General features: G+C 67.4%; 15 protein-coding genes. 1 reads left to right on the forward strand and 14 read right to left on the reverse strand.

Annotated features, from left to right (window positions below):
- Window positions 1–7: 7 nt before the first annotated feature.
- The 14 genes from ACODS4_RS08805 to ACODS4_RS08870 form a co-directional block, all read right to left on the reverse strand.
- Entirely contained in the window at window positions 8–2587 is a 2580-nt protein-coding gene (locus ACODS4_RS08805) for a methyl-accepting chemotaxis protein (RefSeq protein ID WP_488862748.1), read from the reverse strand.
- Between the two features lie 72 nt (window positions 2588–2659).
- Window positions 2660–3187 carry a chemotaxis protein CheW gene (locus tag ACODS4_RS08810; protein WP_488862750.1) on the reverse strand — a complete coding sequence of 176 codons (528 nt, stop codon included), beginning with the start codon at window positions 3185–3187 and terminating at the stop codon, window positions 2660–2662.
- Between the two features lie 21 nt (window positions 3188–3208).
- The gene (locus ACODS4_RS08815; protein ID WP_488862752.1) at window positions 3209–5467 is read right to left on the reverse strand and encodes a chemotaxis protein CheA; all 2259 of its coding nucleotides are present in this window, start codon (window positions 5465–5467) and stop codon (window positions 3209–3211) included.
- A 58-nt stretch (window positions 5468–5525) separates the two neighbouring features.
- Window positions 5526–5903, reverse strand: a complete 378-nt coding sequence (locus tag ACODS4_RS08820) for a response regulator (protein ID WP_488862754.1) — start codon at window positions 5901–5903, stop codon at window positions 5526–5528.
- Window positions 5888–6199, reverse strand: a complete 312-nt coding sequence (locus tag ACODS4_RS08825) for an STAS domain-containing protein (RefSeq protein WP_488862756.1) — start codon at window positions 6197–6199, stop codon at window positions 5888–5890. The genes ACODS4_RS08820 and ACODS4_RS08825 overlap by 16 nt, the downstream gene beginning before the upstream one ends.
- A gap of 163 nt (window positions 6200–6362) precedes the next feature.
- Window positions 6363–6875 carry an RNA pyrophosphohydrolase gene (locus ACODS4_RS08830; RefSeq protein ID WP_488862758.1) on the reverse strand — a complete coding sequence of 171 codons (513 nt, stop codon included), beginning with the start codon at window positions 6873–6875 and terminating at the stop codon, window positions 6363–6365.
- Window positions 6876–6888: 13 nt separating this feature from the next.
- Window positions 6889–8109 carry a divergent polysaccharide deacetylase family protein gene (locus ACODS4_RS08835; RefSeq protein ID WP_488862760.1) on the reverse strand — a complete coding sequence of 407 codons (1221 nt, stop codon included), beginning with the start codon at window positions 8107–8109 and terminating at the stop codon, window positions 6889–6891.
- Window positions 8110–8130: 21 nt separating this feature from the next.
- Window positions 8131–9537 (reverse strand): S41 family peptidase, encoded by a 1407-nt coding sequence (locus ACODS4_RS08840; protein ID WP_488862762.1) that lies wholly within the window; start codon window positions 9535–9537, stop codon window positions 8131–8133.
- On the reverse strand, window positions 9538–10914 hold the full coding sequence (locus ACODS4_RS08845) for a murein hydrolase activator EnvC family protein (RefSeq protein ID WP_488862764.1): 1377 nt from the start codon (window positions 10912–10914) through the stop codon (window positions 9538–9540).
- 159 nt (window positions 10915–11073) lie between these two features.
- On the reverse strand, window positions 11074–12648 hold the full coding sequence (gene gpmI / locus ACODS4_RS08850) for a 2,3-bisphosphoglycerate-independent phosphoglycerate mutase (protein ID WP_488862766.1): 1575 nt from the start codon (window positions 12646–12648) through the stop codon (window positions 11074–11076).
- Between the two features lie 45 nt (window positions 12649–12693).
- The gene (rlmH, locus tag ACODS4_RS08855) at window positions 12694–13152 is read right to left on the reverse strand and encodes a 23S rRNA (pseudouridine(1915)-N(3))-methyltransferase RlmH (protein WP_119829037.1); all 459 of its coding nucleotides are present in this window, start codon (window positions 13150–13152) and stop codon (window positions 12694–12696) included.
- A 25-nt stretch (window positions 13153–13177) separates the two neighbouring features.
- A complete protein-coding gene (gene rsfS, locus ACODS4_RS08860) occupies window positions 13178–13615 on the reverse strand; it encodes a ribosome silencing factor (RefSeq protein WP_488862768.1) in 438 nt (145 codons plus the stop codon).
- 4 nt (window positions 13616–13619) lie between these two features.
- Window positions 13620–14306: a nicotinate-nucleotide adenylyltransferase gene (locus tag ACODS4_RS08865; protein WP_488862770.1), complete on the reverse strand. Its 687-nt coding sequence runs from the start codon at window positions 14304–14306 to the stop codon at window positions 13620–13622.
- A gap of 1 nt (window position 14307) precedes the next feature.
- Window positions 14308–15582 (reverse strand): glutamate-5-semialdehyde dehydrogenase, encoded by a 1275-nt coding sequence (locus tag ACODS4_RS08870; protein ID WP_488862772.1) that lies wholly within the window; start codon window positions 15580–15582, stop codon window positions 14308–14310.
- A 165-nt stretch (window positions 15583–15747) separates the two neighbouring features.
- On the opposite strand from ACODS4_RS08870, the gene ACODS4_RS08875 reads away from it, so the two are divergent.
- A complete protein-coding gene (locus tag ACODS4_RS08875; protein ID WP_488862774.1) occupies window positions 15748–16491 on the forward strand; it encodes a sulfite exporter TauE/SafE family protein in 744 nt (247 codons plus the stop codon).
- Window positions 16492–16494 lie beyond the last annotated feature (3 nt).

A 16494-nucleotide genomic window follows, 5' to 3' on the forward strand; every position in this document is an offset into this window, starting at 1 on the left:
CCGGTCTTCAGGCGCGAGCGCGGGCGCGGCGGCTGTCGCCGGGGGGGCGTTCCAGCGTGAAATAGGTCATCTGTTCGCGCAGTTGATCGGCCTGCTCTTCCAGCGAGCGGGCGGCGGCGGTGCTTTCCTCGACCAGGGCGGCGTTCTTCTGGGTCATTTCGTCCATCTGGGCGACGGCGATGTTGACCTCGTCCAGGCCGGAAGCCTGTTCGTTGGTGGCGCGCGCGATCTCGCCGACCAGATCGGCGACGCGGCCAATGCCGGTGACGATCTCGGTCAGCGCGGCGCCCGCCGACCGCACCAGATCGACGCCCTCGCGAACCTGCGCGCCGCTGTCCAGGATGAGCGCCTTGATCTCCTTCGACGCCTGGGCCGAACGTTGGGCCAGTTGCCGGACCTCTTGCGCCACCACGGCGAAGCCGCGCCCGGCGTCGCCCGCCCGCGCCGCCTCAACCGCCGCGTTCAGCGCCAGCAAGTTGGTTTGGAAGGCGATTTCATCGATGACGCCGATGATGTCGGAAATTTTTTGCGAGGACTGTTCAATCCGCCGCATCGCGTCGACCGCGTGGCCGGCGACTTGACCGCCGCGCGCGGCGGCGGCGCGGGCGTCGGTGGCGAAGCTGTTGACCTGCTGGGCGTTGTCGGCGTTCGACCGCACGGTGGCGGCCAACTCCTCCATGCTGGCGGCGGTCTCTTCCAAGCTGCTGGCCTGCTGTTCGGTCCGTTCCGACAGGTCGAGGCTGCCCGCCGCGACCTCGCGGCTGGCGGTGGCGATGGAGGCCGCCGCCCCGTCGATGCGCCGCACGGTGTCGGAAAGCTGGCTGACGGTGTTGTTGAAGTCGTTCTTCAGGCGCTGGAACACGCCCTCGTAATCCTTCTCGATGCGGCGGGTCAGATCGCCGCGCGACAGGGTTTCCAGCGCGGAGGCCAACTCTTCGGTGACGGCGGAAACATTTTCGGACAGGCGGTTGATGCCCGCGCTGACCAGCCGGAAGAAGCCGGACTTGTTCGTCAGGTCGATGCGGTGCTCGAAATCGCCGCGAACCGCTTGCTCCACCATGCCGCCGATTTCGCCCTCGATGGCCAATTCGTCGGTCAGATCGCGCCATTCGATGACGGTGCCCAGCTTTTCGCCCTGGCGGCTGACCACCGGGTTGGCGATGACCTGGAAGGTGCGCCCGCCCGCCTTGGCGGAACCGCGATAGGTCTGGGTCAGATTGGCGAGCAGACGGCGTTGGTGGCTGGGGTCGCGGTGGAACAGGTCAAAATTCTGACCCAGCAGGGTTTTGGTGTCGAAGGAGGGCAGAACCTTTTTCAGATCGGCTTCGGCGTTGCGGAACATGTCCATGATCGAACCGTTGGCGTACAGGATTTTCCCGTCGGTGTCGGCCATCATGATGTTGGCCGACACCCGGTCCAACGCCATGCGTGAACGGGCGGCGTCCACCGCCTCGTCTTTGAAGGCGGCGACGGCGCGCGCCATGTCGCCCAACTCGTCGCGCGCCTCGGTGTGGGGAACCGTGATGGTCAGCTTGCCGATGGTCAGATCGGTCATCACCGCCTTGACGCCGTTGATCGGGCCGATGATCGAGGCGCCGATGCGGTTGGCGGCGACCATGCCGATCACCAGCGACAGCAGGCCAAGGCCAAGAGACAGACGGGTGTTGAAGGTCGCTTCCTGCTCAGCGGCGGCCTCGTTCGCTTTTTGGTCGGATTGGATCGAGGCGACGATGCCGCCGATGACATCGTTGATCTGGGCCACCAGCTTGCCGACGTCCGTCGTCCGCCGGGTGATGGCGTCGTTGGCCGCAAGCGCGTCCTTGAAGGCGGCGCGGTAATCGGTCGCCCGCGCTTCGATCTCACGCAGGCTCGCGGTCAGGGTCGGGTCGTTGCGGAAGGCGGTGGTCAAACCCGCCAGATGCTCGCTCATTTCCTTGCCTTGGCCGTCAACCTGGGCGACGGCGGCGGCGTCCTTCAGGCCAAGCGCCCGGTTGGCGGCAAAGCGGATGGTGATCCAGTGTTTTTCGGCTTCCTGCCCATCCAAGGCGGCGTTTTGGTTGTCGGACGCGGCGGCGATCACCTCTTCCAGCAGGGCGGTCACGCGGGCGCCGACCGGGTCCATGCGTTCGTGCAGGATGCGATCAAACCCTTCGCGGGATTCGCGGACCAGTTCAAACTGGTTGTGATAGTCAGCGTGCAGCTTGGTCAGATCGGCGAAGGCGGTCGCCTGGGGCGAGGCCTTCACCATGGCCTGCCGGTCCCTCATGGCCGTGTCGAAGGCGGCGCGCAGGGCGCGCTGGCGCTCCATCGCGGCGGCGTCGCCGGTGAAGATGTAATCCCGCCCCTGGATGCGCTGGTTGGCCAGGCGGGCTTCCAGATCCTTGGCGAACACCGCCAGATCGCCAGCCTTCAGCACCAGATCGAGCCGGTGATTCAGCCGGTTCTGCCCCAATATGCCGATGCCCAGTTGAACAACGATCAAGGCCAGCAGCAGACCAAAGACCAACCAGAGCCGCTTGGCGATGCCAAGATTGCTCAAAAAAGAACCGGCGCTGGTTGATGTGGGGGTTGAATGGCTCGTGGTCATGCGTCGCCTCCGGTTTTTTCTTGGACGATGCCCGACAGTCGGCGCGGAAGCCTTGGCGGGGGCGTCAGGGGTCTAGTCGCTGGCGGCGATGATCCGGTTTGGAGTCGGCTCATGATCGCCATGTTCGTTGGAGAACAGCTTTTCAACGTTCAGCAACGTCACCATGCGGTTCTCGGCGGTGTAGAGGCCGCTGAGATATTCGGCGTCGATCAGGCCGCTGTCCACGTCGGGCGGCGGTTTGATCGAGTCCGGGCCGATGGCCAGAATGTCGGAAATGGCGTCCACCAGAATGCCGCGCGTGCGTTCGCCCACCTGCATCACCACCACGACGTGGCGTTTCGTCACCTCGGTCGCGCCGCCGCCGAAACGGGCGCGCAGGTCGAAGATCGGAATGATGATGCCGCGCAGGTTGATGACGCCCCGGACATAGTCCGGCAGATTGGGCAAGCGGCTTTCCGGCGTCCAGCCGCGTATTTCCCTTACGGAAAGGATGTTGACGCCGTATTCCTCGGCGCCAACGGTGAAGGACACATACTGGTCCTCCGTCCCGTTGAGGGACAGGGCGTCGGCGCGGCTGCCACCGACCGTGGCGAGTGCCATGGAACTGCTCATCGCTGGGCCTCAGACCGTTTGGCGTTGACGTGATTGGGGGGCTGGCAGGGCGGCGGTGGGGGGCGGGGGGCGAGCGCCGCCGCTGGCGCCGTCGCCGCTGTGGCGGCTCATTTCCCGCAGACCGGCGACGTCCAGGATCAGGGCGACGCGCCCGTCGCCCAGAATGGTGGCGGCGGCGACGCCGTCCAGACGGCGGAAGTTGGACTCCAGGCTTTTGATGACGACCTGCTGTTGCCCCAGAACCTCGTCCACCACCAGACCCAGACGCGAACCGTCTTCGGTCTCCACCAGCACGACCAGCCCCTTGGTGGCGTCGTCGATGGCCTTGGGGATGCCGAACAGGCGGTGGAGATGGACCAGCCGCACATATTCGCCGCGCGCCATGATGACGTCGCATTTGTTGACCAGCCCGTGCAGGTCGGCGGGTTTGGGCCGCAGGCTCTCGACGATGTTGGTCAAGGGCAGGACGAAGCGTTCCTCCCCCACCGAAATCACCATGCCGTCGAGCACCGCCAGCGTCAGCGGCAGCGACAGGACAAAGCGCGAGCCTTCGCCCGGCGTCGAATAGACGCCGATCCGCCCGCCCAGCGAGGAGATGTTGCGCCGGACCACATCCATGCCGACGCCGCGCCCGGACAGGTTCGACACTTGATCGGCGGTGGAGAAGCCGGGCAGGAAGATCAGATGGTCGATCTCCTCGTCGGTCATGCTGGCGCCGGGTTGCACCAGCCCCTTTTCGATGGCCTTCGACAACACCTTGGCGCGGTTGATGCCGCGCCCGTCGTCCGTCACCTCGATGACGATGCGGCCGGAGCGATGCTGCGCCGAGAGATGCACCGTTCCGGCGCGCGGCTTGCCCATGCGTTCCCGCTCGTCCGGGCCTTCCAGCCCATGGTCGATGGAGTTGCGGATCATGTGGGTCAGCGGATCGACGAGGTTTTCCACCACCGTCTTGTCCACCTCGGTGTTTTCGCCGGAGGTGGCGAGCAGCACCTCTTTGCCGGTCAGGGCGGCGCATTCCCGGACCAGCCGGGGCATGCGCGAAAAGACGCTCGACACCGGCTGGGCGCGGATCGACATGACGCTTTCGCGCAATTCGCGGGTGTGCTGGGCGAGCTGCTCCAGCCCCTCCTGCAACTCCTGGAACTGGCCGGGGGGGAGGTCGCGGAGATGCTCGGCGATCATCGCCTGGGTGATGACCATTTCGCCGACCATGTTGACCAGCCGGTCGATCTTGTCGAGATCGACCCGGATGGTGTGGGTGGTCAACCCGGCATGCTCGCCGCCGCCGCCGCCGCCGTTGGTTCCGGCGCCGCGTGGTTTGGCGGCTCCGTCGGTCTTGGCCGCCGCCGCGCCGGTTGGCGCCGAAGCCGATTCGGTCAACGCGGGCGGCGTGTTGGGCGGCGCCTCGTCTTTTGGCGGCGGAGCGATGACGGCGGGCAGCGGCGCGTCGGCGGTGATTTGGATGTCGCATTCGTCGGCGACGAACTCAAACACGTCGTCGATCCGCTCGCGCCCGACAGCGGCGTCGGCGGTCAGGGTGATGGTCCAGGACAGATGCAGAAGCTCGGCGTCGAGGTCGGCCAGCGTGGGCAGGCCGTCCAGATGACAGACGATCTCGGCGTCGCCCAAGCGGCGGAGCGCGCGCAGCATGTAGGCGGGTTCGTTGCCCGACAGCAGCAGGTCGGATTTGGGACGGAAGACGATGGTCCAGCGCACCCGGTCGGCGGGGGCGGGCGCGGGGGTTTCGGAGTCACGGGCGGCGTTGATCGCGGCCATCGCGTCGCCGAAGATTCCAGCCTCGTCGTCTTCGTCGTCGGGAACCGTGGACGCTGCGGGCCGCGCTGTCTGGGCCGTGGCGCTGGCGACCGTGCCGCCGCCGCCAGTCGCCAGAGCGCGGCGCAGCGCGGCGACCGTGTCGTCGGTGGCGCCGGGCGGCGCGTCCACCCCTTCGCCCGCGTAGGCCAGCATTTGCGCCAGCACGTCGTTGGCGCGGATCAGCGTGTCGACCAGTTCGGTGGTGACGGGGATGGCGCTGTTGCGCACCTCGTCCATCACCGTTTCAAACTCGTGCGAGAAGGCGACCAATTCGGAGAAGCCAAAGGCGCCGCCGCCGCCCTTGATGGAATGAACGGCGCGGAAGATCGCGTTCACTTCGTCCATGTCGACGTCGCCGGGGGAGAGGCGCAGCAAGCCAGCCTCGGCGACCGCCAGCAACTCGGCGCTTTCGTCGAAATAGGTCTGCTTGAACCGGCTCAGATCGTCCACGATCACCCTCCTTGCCCGTACGCGGCGGCTTGGCTCGCTCGACCCGCCAGACGGTGGATCAGCCGCACACCTTTTGCACGACGGAAATCAGTTTGTCAGGATTGAAGGGTTTCACAATCCAGCCGGTGGCTCCGGCGGAGCGGCCTTCGGCCTTTTTCTTTTCATCGGCTTCGGTGGTCAGCATCAGGATCGGCAGGCTGCGGTGCGTCGGGATGGCGCGCAGCTTGCGAATCAGGGTCAAGCCGTCCATCACCGGCATGTTCAGATCGGTGATGACCAGATCGACCTTGGCGGCGGCGATGGCGGTCATGGCGGCTTGCCCATCGGGCGCTTCCACCACGTCATAACCGGCGCCGCGCAGGGTGAAGGACACCATGTCGCGCATGGTGCGGGAATCATCGACGGTGAGGACTTTCTTTTTCACGCTTGGCTCCATTGCTTCAACCATCCTTGGAGGCCAAGGTCGTCGCACGCCTCCGCGAAGCTTTCCGATGGCGAAGCGACCGCGAAGACGGCCCCCCGTACGGCGGAGTCGCGGGTGGCGACCACCAGAGCCTGAACGCAGGCCGCGCTGACCCGTTCCACCGCGTCGGCGTGAACCGTCACGTCGGCGGACGCCGCGAAGGCGGCGCGCAGGCTGTCCAGCAGGGGTTGCGCCATTGGCAGATCGAGATCGCTGGGCAACGCCAAGCGAACCCGACCGGCCTCTTCGGTCCACTTTATCAGCGTCATGCCCATCCCACTCCTCTGCGGCGCGCACGCTGAACGGTGCCAGACGTGGCCTCAAGGATTCGTTAAGGCCACATCAATGCCACGGTGGGACGAGTCTTAGAACTTAGGGATGGCCGCAATCCATGCCCTTGCGGGGGCAAAACACCGAGGCGCGAGCGCCCGGTTACGCCTTCAATCGGGCGATGAGCGGGCGGAACTCGGCCAGGACGGCTTCGTAAACATGGCGTTTGAAGGCGACGATCAGGCCGGGCAGGGCTTCCGCGTCGATCCATTTCCAGGCGTCGAACTCGGGATGTTCGGTGTCGAGCCGGATGTCGGCCTCGGTTCCCGTGAAACGGGCGGCCATCCACATTTGTTCCTGCCCGCGCCAACGGCCCTTCCACACCCGGCCCAGCAGCTCGTCGGGCAGGTCGTAGCGATGGGCGGCGGCGGACATGGCGAGGAACTCGGCCTTGGCGGTGCCGATCTCCTCCTCCATCTCGCGGAAGGCGGCGGCGCGGGCGTCCTCCCCCTCGTCGATGCCGCCCTGGGGCATTTGCCAATCGGCCTCCGACCCGGCGCGGCGGGCGACGAACACCTGGCCCCGGTCGTTCAGCAGCATGACGCCGACGCAGGGGCGGTAGGGCAGCGCGTCGCGATCGATGGGGGCGTGATGGCCTTTGTCGTGCTTGGACATCGGTGGACTCGTCTTATTGCTTCTGAATGTTGACCACCGCCGAGGCGGGGGCCAGGACAAAACCCCGGTCCGACAAGGCCGTCATCCACAAGGCGATGCGTTCGATGGTGGTCGGGTAGGGCGAGGCCATGCCGACGGCGGCGCCGTTGGCCTTGGCCAGGGTTTCCAACTCGTGCAACTGGTCGTCGATGGCGCCGCGCGACAGGTCACGGTCGATGGTGCGGTCGGCCAGCGCGCGCGGCACCCCGGCCAACGTCGCCAGCGGCCCGGCGACGCTTTTGGGGTTGGCGCGGGCGTCGACGAACAGCAGGCCGCGCGCCTTCAGCGCGTCGATCATCGGCTGCACGGCGGCTTGATTGGCGGTGAATTTGCTGCCCGTCGTGCTGGTGACGCCGACATAGCCGACCACCTTGCCCAGCGACCATTCCAGCCGTTCCAGGTTGCGGTCGGGGCCAAGCATGGTCAGCAGGGCGTTGGGGCCGGGATCGTCGCGCGGGTAATTCAGCGGTTCCATCGGCACCGACAGCATCACCTCATGCCCCTTGGCGCGGGCGCGCTCCACCCAATCATCCAGCCGTTCGGCGTAGGGAACGAAGGCCAGCGTGACGCCGGGCGGCAGTTTGGCCAGCGCGGCGCCGGTGGTGACGCCGCTGATTCCCATGTCCGCCATGATGATGGCGATGCGCGGGCGTTTGTCGGCGGCGGGGAAGGGGCGGGCGTAGACCTGCCAGGGCTTGCGGCCATCCTCGGCGATTTTGGGCAGCGGGCCGTTGCGGCTGTCCTCCACCAGTCCGGGAACCGGGGCGGGGGTCAAGGTGACGTTGGCGGTCGCCGCCGCCGGCAGAGCCAGCGGCGCGGCGTCGGTCAACGGTGGCGGCGGCGCTGGCGGCGCGGCGGTTGGGGCCGCCGGCGGCGTCATCATCGGCGCCTTGGGCGGCGCCGCCGGGGCCGGAGGCGCCGCCACGGCGACGTTGACCTTGGGCGTCGCCTCCTCCCATGTCTGGGTGGTTTCCGCGCCGTTCAGGGCCAGCCAGCCGGTGATCCCGCCAAACAGCAGGATCACCGCGCCGATGGCGCCAAGCAACAGCTTGGGCGGCGGTTTGCGATGAGAGTCCTCATCGCCGAAATCGGCGTGGGGGTTCATCTTGCGGCGCAGGCGCGCCAGCCAGCCGAAGCCGGGGCGCAAGCCCCGGACGTCGAACTTCAGGCGGCCCAGAAACGCAGGCGCTTTCACCGCGAGGCGCTCCCGATCCGATCAGCGCGCGGCGGCGCGCGACTGGAACATCGCCACGCCGCGCAACAGATCCAACGCGCGGGTGAGCTGGAAGTCGAACGGCGCCGGAGCGCCCGCCGTCGCCGAAACCGGCTCGTCGGGATCGGCGGGAGCCGCCGGTGTCGTTGTCGGCGTCGCCGCCGGGGTGGTGGGCGTCGCCGTCGGGGCGGCGCTGTTGGCGGCGCCCGGCGCGGGCGGCTTGACGCCTGGACGGTTCTGGTTGGCCGGGTCGGTGTTGCGCAGCGAGCCTTTCAGATCGGCCTCGCGGCGGCGACCGGCGGCGGTGTCGAGATCCTCCACCTTGGCGACGTGCACCTCGATGTCCGGGGTGATGCCAAGCTGTTGGATCGAGCGGCCCGACGGCGTGTAATACCGCGCCGTGGTCAAGCGCATGGCGCCATGGCCGGGCAGTGGGATGATGGTTTGCACCGACCCCTTGCCGAAGGATTGGGTGCCCATGATGATGGCGCGCTTGTGGTCCTGCAACGCGCCCGCGACGATTTCCGAGGCCGACGCCGACCCGCCATTGATGAGCACGACCAGCGGCAGCCCCTTGATGAGGTCGCCGGGCTTGGCGTTGAAGCGGGCGCCTTCTTCGGATTTGCGGCCACGGGTGGAGACGATTTCGCCCTTGTCCAGGAAGGTGTCGGACACCGACACCGCCTGATCGAGCAGACCGCCGGGGTTGTTGCGCAGATCCAGGACGAAGCCCTTCAGCTTGTCGCCCAACTGCTGCTGAATTCCGGCGATGGCCTTTTCCAGCCCGACCTGGGTCTGTTCGTTGAAGCTGGTGATGCGCAGATAGCCGATCTCGCCCTCCACGCGGGAGCGAACCGACTGCACCTTGACCACGGCGCGGGTCAACGAGACGTCGAACGGCTCGCCAGCGTTGCCGCGACGGACGGTGATCTTCAGGTCGCTGCCCACCGGGCCGCGCATCTTTTCGACCGCCTCATTGAGGGTCAGGCCCATCACCGCTTCGCCGTTGAGCTGGACGATCAGGTCGCCCGGCTGCAAGCCCGCGCGGAAGGCCGGGGTGTCGTCGATGGGGGAGACGACCTTGACCAGGCCGTTTTCCATCGTCACCTCGATCCCCAACCCGCCGAACTCGCCCCGGGTCTGCACCTGCATGTCCTGGAAGCTTTTCTTGTTCAGATAGCTGGAGTGCGGGTCGAGCGAGGTCAGCATCCCGTTGATCGCCGCCTCGACCAGTTGCTCGTCCGTGACCTTCTCGACATATTCGGCGCGCACGCGCTCGAACACGTCGCCGAACAGGTTCAATTGCCGGTAGGTTTCCGACGAATTGCTGGACTGGGCGGTAACGGTGGCGACTCCAGCCCCCAGAAACACCAGGGCAGCCGCCGCGACGGCTCGCTTCATCATCCTCATCTACCCTTGTCCTTTTCCCTCTGGGGCGCCGAACCCGCGCTGCGGATTGATCGGCTGACCATTGCGTCGCAGCTCGAAATAGAGGTCCGGCGTCCCGTCCGTCGGCATGGCGGCGATGGGTTCCCCCGCCGCCACCTTTTTGCCGACCGCCGTGTCGATCCGGCCCAAACCCGCAATCAGACTATGATATCCGTTGCTGTGTTCAACGATCAAGATAAGGCCATAGCCTTTGAACGGCCCGGCGAACATGATCGACCCGCCTTGCGGGGCGACCACGGCGGCGCCGGCGCGTGTTTGGATGGTGACGCCCCGGCTCGTCGCGCCGAATCGGTCGGTCTCGCCAAAGCGCGTGGTCAACCGCCCGCCGACCGGCGTCGGCATCCCGCCGACCGACGGCGGGCCGTTCGGGGCCTTGCGGGCCAGCGCCAGTTCGGCGGCGGCGCGGGCGGCTTCCTTGGCCGCTTCGTCCTTCGCGCGCCGCTCTTCGGCGGCTTTCAGGGCGGCGGCCTTGTCTTCGGCGGCGCGCAGTTCGGCCAGCTTGCGTTCGGCGTCCTTGCGTTCGGCTTCCTTTTGCGCGGCGAGGCGGCGTTCGGCCTCTTTCTGTTCGGCCAGCCGTTTTTCCGCCGCCTTGCGTTCGGCCTCTTTCCGTTCGGCCTCGCGCTTGGCGGCGGCCTCGGCGGCGGCGCGGCGTTCGGCCTCGATGCGGTCCATCAGTTGCCGCAGGTCGCTGGCTTGGCCGGAAAGCTGGCCCATACGCTGGGAAAGCTGGAGCCGTTCGGCGTCGGTTTGGCGCGACAGCTCTTCGCGGCGGCTGACGAGGCGGCTCATTTCAGCCTGTTTTTCGCTCAGCGCCTTGCGGGTGGCGAGCGCCTTGGCCCGTTGAGCGACCAGGGAATCGCGGGTTTCGGCCAGCGCGGTCAGGGCGGCGGTCAGGGCGTCGGCCCGCGCGCGCAGCACCGGCACGGTGTCGCGCAGCAGCAAGGCGGAGCGCAGCGTGTCCACCGGCCCGTCCGGGCGGGCCAGCGCCGCTTCCGGCGGCACGCGGGCCAGCCGTTGCAGCGCGCCAAGCAACCCGGCGATCTGCCCGCGCTCGCCGTCCAGCGTGGCGGCGCGGCTGCGCTCCTCGCTTTCCAGGGCGACGAGGGCGCCTTCCAGCTCGTCGAGGGCGCGTTCCTGGACGCGGGTCTGGTCGGCCAAGCCGATCAACTGGCCGCGCAGGTCGTTCAACTCCTTGTCGAGCGTCTGCGACTGGCGTTCGAGCTGCTTTTGCCGGTTCTTTTCGGTTTGGAGTTCCTGCTCCACCCGCTTCAACGCCTGCCCGGCGGCGTCGGTCTGCGCCAGGGCGGGGTTGGAGAGGCTCAGCAGCACCGCCGCCACAAAAGCCGCCGCGCTGTTCCCTCTCCCCCCCGGGGAGAGGGTTAGGGTGAGGGGGACGCATGGCGGGGCTGGTTCGGCAGGCGGCGCCCCCTCACCCCGACCCTCTCCCCGGGGGGGAGAGGGGGAGGTGGCGGAGGGGGAGGGGCCGACGGCCATTGGTTATTCCGCAGCCGCGCGGGCGGCGTCGCGGATCAGCAGGTTGCGGCCCGTCATCTCGTCGGGCTTGGGCAGGCCGATCAGGTCGAGCAGGGTCGGCGCGATGTCGGCCAGACGCCCGCCGTCGATCTTCGCCCCCGCCGGGCCGTTGACCAGAACCAACGGCACCTTGTCCAGCGTGTGGGCTGTGTGCGGGCCGCCATTGTCGGGGTCCTTCATCAGCTCGCAATTGCCGTGGTCGGCGGTGATGAGCATGGTCCCGCCCTGGCGGCGCACGGCCTCCTCCAACCGCCCGATGCTGACGTCCACCGCGTGGACCGCCTTGATCGCGGCGTCGAGCATGCCGGAATGGCCGACCATGTCGGGATTCGCGTAATTGACGACGATCAGGTCGTAAGCGCCCGAATCGACCGCCGCCACCAGCTTGTCCGTCACCTCCGCCGCCGACATTTCCGGCTGAAGATCATAGGTGGCGACCTTGGGCGACTGGACCAGAACGCGGTCCTCGCCGGGGTAGACGCGCTCCTCGCCGCCGTTGAAGAAGAAGGTGACGTGCGGGTATTTTTCGGTCTCGGCGATGCGCAGTTGCGTCAACCCGGCGTCGCTGACCACCTCGCCCAACACTTTGGTCAGGGATTTCGGCGGGAACAGCGTGGTCATCAAGGCGCCGAGCGCGCTGGAATATTCGACCATGCCGACGGTCGCCGCCAGGGTGGGCTGGTTGCCCCGGTCGAAGCCGTCAAAGCCCGGTTGGACATAGGCGCTGAGGATTTCCCGCGCGCGGTCGGCGCGGAAATTCGCCATCAGGATGGCGTCGCCGTCCTTCATCCCGCTGTAGTCGCCGATGATGGTCGGCAGGATGAACTCGTCGTGCTTGCCTGTGGCGTAGCTCTGCTCGATGGCCTGGATCGGGTCGGCGGCGCGTTCGCCTTCGCCATGGGTCATGGCGGCGTAGGCCTTGGCGACGCGGTCCCACCGCTTGTCGCGGTCCATCGCGTAATAGCGCCCGATCACCGTGGCGATCTCCACGCCCGGCAGCTCGAACACGTCGGCCATGAATTCGGCGACCTGGTCCTTCGCGCTTTGCGGCGGCACGTCGCGCCCGTCGGTGAAGGCGTGGATGGCGACCGGCACGCCCTCGCGCGCCAAAATCGCGGCGAGCGCGGCCATATGCTCCTGATGCGAATGCACGCCGCCCGGCGACAGCAGCCCCATCAGATGGCAGGTCCCGCCGGTCTTGGTCAGCGTCTTGACCAGATCATAGAGCGCCTGATTGCGTTCCAGATCGCCGTTCAGAATAGCGTGGTCGATCATGACCAGATCCTGCATGACGATGCGGCCCGCGCCCAAATTCATGTGGCCGACCTCCGAATTGCCCATCTGGCCTTTGGGCAGCCCGACCTCCTCCTCGCTGGCGTCGAGCAGGGCGGTGGGTTCGTTCGCCCACAGCCGATCCCAATTCGGCGTGTCGCCCAGCGCGATGGCGTTGTCGGCCTGTTCCTCGCGATAGCCCCAACCGTCCAGGATGCAGAGAACGACGGGCTTCGGGGAGTGGGCGGGACGCTGCGGATCGGTCATCGCGGGTGCCTCTTGCGGACGGTGTTCGGGATGGGGTTGGGGTGGTCAGACTCGGTGATAGGGGTGCCCGGCCAGAATTTGCTGGGCGCGGTAAATCTGTTCGGCCAGCATGCCGCGCACCAGCATGTGCGGCCAGGTCATCGGGCCAAAGGCCATCAGGAAATCGGCCCGCGCCCGCACGGCGTCGCCGTGTCCGTCGGCGCCGCCGATCAGAAACGCCAGATCGCCGGTTCCCCGGTCGCGCCAGTCGCCAAGCTTGGCGGCGAAGGCTTCGCTGGGCAGGGCCTTGCCGCGCTCGTCCAGCGCGACGACCACCGCCCCGGCGGGAATCGCGGCGAGCAGCAGTTCCGCCTCTTGCCGCTTCAATTCATCGGAGGACAGGCGTTTTTTCACCTCGACCTCACGCAGGGTGAACGGCCAACTCAGCCGTCCGACATACTCGTCGAACAGGTCGCGGGTTGGTCCCCCCCGCGACCGCCCAACGGCGGCGAGCCACACACGCATGACGCAGCTCCCCGCCTTTCGTTCGTCAAGCGCTCAGAAGCGCCGGGTCGGACGGCGTCGGCATCTCAGCCCCCCACATCTTTTCGATGTTGTAGAAGCTGCGGACCTCTGGCTTGAACAGATGGACGATGATGTCGCCAGCATCGACCAGCACCCAATCGCACTGTTCCATGCCTTCGGTTTCGATGCGGCGGAAGCCGGCCTGTTTCAGCTTTTCGGTCAGCTTCACGGCCATGGCGCCGACGTGCCGCGTGTTGCGGCCCGACGCGACGATCATGTAATCGGCGAAGGTGGCTTTCCCGGCCAGATCAATGACGGTGACGCCGTCGGCTTGATCCTCGTCCAGGGCATGTTCGATGAGCGCCTTCAACTCCTGGGGATCCGGGAGTTGGGCAACGGCGACCGGCTGCGGGGCGGGCGCGGCCGTTTCGGTGTGCGTGGTGATGGCTCTAACCTCTTGCAACGTGTCACGACGGATGCGCGATCCGGGTGGCGCGTGCTTGCCGGATCGCCGTCGCCGAGGTCGTGTCCAAGGGGTTGCGCAAGAACGCCCAGGCCGGCCGCTTGTGGCGCGCCAGCCCTTTCACCCCAGAGACGGACACCCGTCGACGCATGTAACGCTGGGCGGCTTGGCCGCTCAGCGCATTCAAACAATAGGTCGGACGGGCGAAAACCGCAACCGGGACCGACTCGAAGATTCGCGTCCAGGCCCGCCAACGGGGGATTTGCCGCAAATTGTCCGCCCCCATCAGCCAAACGAAGCGGGTTTTTGGGAAACGCCGGGTCAGCGCCGTCAGCGTGTCGGCGGTGAATTGGGTGCCGAGCGCGGTTTCAAGCGCCGTCACCTCGACGCGCGGATGGGCGGCGACGCGGCGGGCCTCGGCCAACCGCTCGGCCAACGGGGCCATGCCCGCGCGGTCCTTCAGCGGGTTTTGCGGGCTGACCAGCCACCACACCCGATCCAGCCCAAGCGCCTTGAGCGCGTACAGGCTGATGCGCCGGTGCCCGTCATGCGCCGGGTTGAAGGAGCCGCCAAGCAGCCCGACGGTGAGACGGGCGTAGCGCGGGCCGGAGAACAGGCCCAGCGCGCCCCTGGCGGTCGTCGCTCCGCATCCTTCTCCCCCCCGGGGGGAGAGGGCTTTGTCGGGGGTCATCTTACGGTCGGGTCTGGCCATCGCCGCGCACGACGTATTTGTAGCTGGTCAACTGCTCCGCCCCAACCGGGCCGCGCGCGTGGAATTTGTCGGTGGAGATGCCGATTTCCGCCCCCATGCCGAACTGCCCGCCGTCGGCGAATTGGGTGGAGGCGTTCCACAACACGATGGCGCTGTCCACCCGCAGCAGGAAACGTTCCGCCGTCGCCGAATCCTCGGTGACGATGGAGTCGGTGTGGTGGGAGCCATGGCGATTCACATGGTCGATGGCCCCGTCAACCCCATCGACCACGCCGCAGGCGATGATGGCGTCGAGATATTCGGTGTCCCAATCCGCCGCGTCCGCCGCCGTCACGCGCGGGTCAACCGCCTGGGTCGCCGCGTCGCCGCGCACGGCGCATCCGGCGTCGAGCAGATCCTTGACCAGCGGCGGCAACGCCGCGTCGGCGATGGCCCGGTCCACCAGCAGGGTTTCCGCCGCGCCGCAGATGGAGGTGCGGCGCATCTTGGCGTTCAGCACCACCTTGCGCGCCTTGTCCAGATCGGCCCCGGCGTCGACATAGACGTGGCAGTTGCCGTCCAGATGCTTGATGACCGGCACCCGGCTTTCGTCGGCGATGCGCTGAATCAGCGATTTGCCGCCGCGCGGGATGATGACGTCGATGAACTCGCGCATCCCCAGCATAAGGCCGACCGCCGCGCGGTCGGTGGTGGGGACCAGTTGGATCGCCTCTTCGGGCAGGCCCGCCGCGCGCAGCCCCTCGGCCAGACAGGCGGCGATGGCGCGCGAGGATCGGACGCTTTCCGAACCGCCGCGCAGAATCGCGGCGTTGCCCGATTTCAGGCACAGCCCGCCCGCGTCGGCGGTCACGTTGGGGCGGCTTTCATAGATGATGCCGACGACGCCCAGCGGCACGCGCACGCGCTGAATGTTCAACCCGTTGGGCCGGGTCCAGTCGGCCAAAACGCCGCCGATGGGATCGGGGAAATCGGCGATGTCCTCCAAACCCTTGGCCATCGCCTCGATGCGGTCGTCGTCCAGCGTCAGCCGTTCGCGCAGGGGGCCGGACAGATCGCCCGCGTTGGCGAGGTCGGCGTCGTTGGCGGCCTGGATCGCCGCCTTGTTGGCGCGGATCGCCGCCGCCGCCGCCCGCAAGGCCCGATCCTTGTCCGGCCCTGGCGCGGTCGCCAGCGCAGCCGAGGCGGCGCGGGCGGCGCGGCCAAGGGCAAGCATCTGATCGCGCAGGGCGTCGGCGGTGTCGAGCAGGGCGGACATGGCTCTCTCTTTTCAGAAAAGGGACGAAGACCTTAGCCAATTGCGCGCGATGGTGAAAGCCGTTCGGACGGCGAGCACGGCGGCCTTGCTGAAAACGCAGTGTTCCCAATCGTTGAGGGCAGGGCATAGTCCCCGCGCTTTGACCGCCACGGGGTAGGGTTGCCGATGCTCACGCTGCTGCTGATCGTGTCCGCCTTTTTCGCCGGGGCGTTGAACGCCGTGGCCGGTGGCGGCAGCTTTCTGACCTTTCCGGCGTTGATCTTGGCGGGGGTGCCGCCGCTCAACGCCAACGCCACCAGCACCGTGGCGGTCGCGCCCGGCGCGCTGGCCAGCGCCTACGGCTATCGCCGGGAACTGGGCAAGATCAAGGAAGTCCATCTGCCGTCCTTCCTGGGCGTCAGCCTGGTTGGCGGGTTGCTTGGCGCGCTGGCGCTGCTGTGGACGCCGGAACGGACCTTTGAGGCGATCGTTCCCTGGCTTTTGCTGTTCGCCACCGTGCTGTTCGCCTTCGGCCCGAAGGTGTCGGCCTGGATCCGCCGGACGGTGACGGTCGGCTACACCTCGGTTCTGGTGACGCAATTCTTCATCGCGGTCTATGGCGGCTATTTTGGCGGCGGCATCGGCATTTTGATTTTGGCGACGCTCGGCGTCTTCGGCCTGACCGATCTGCACGCGATGAACGGGCTGAAAACCCTGGTGTCGGGCTGCCTGAACGCGGTGGCGGTCGTCGCCTTCATCTTCGGCGGCGCCGTCTATTGGACGGAGGCGCTCATCATGCTGGTGGCGGCGGTGGCGGGCGGCTACGCCGGGGCCGCCATCGCCCGCCGCATCCCGCCGCCGATCCTGCGCAAATTCGTCATCGCCGTCGGCGTGACGATGACGGCCTATTTCTTTCTGGTGAAGGGCTGAGCC

The sequence above is a fragment of the Azospirillum sp. FG154 genome (genome assembly GCF_057809575.1).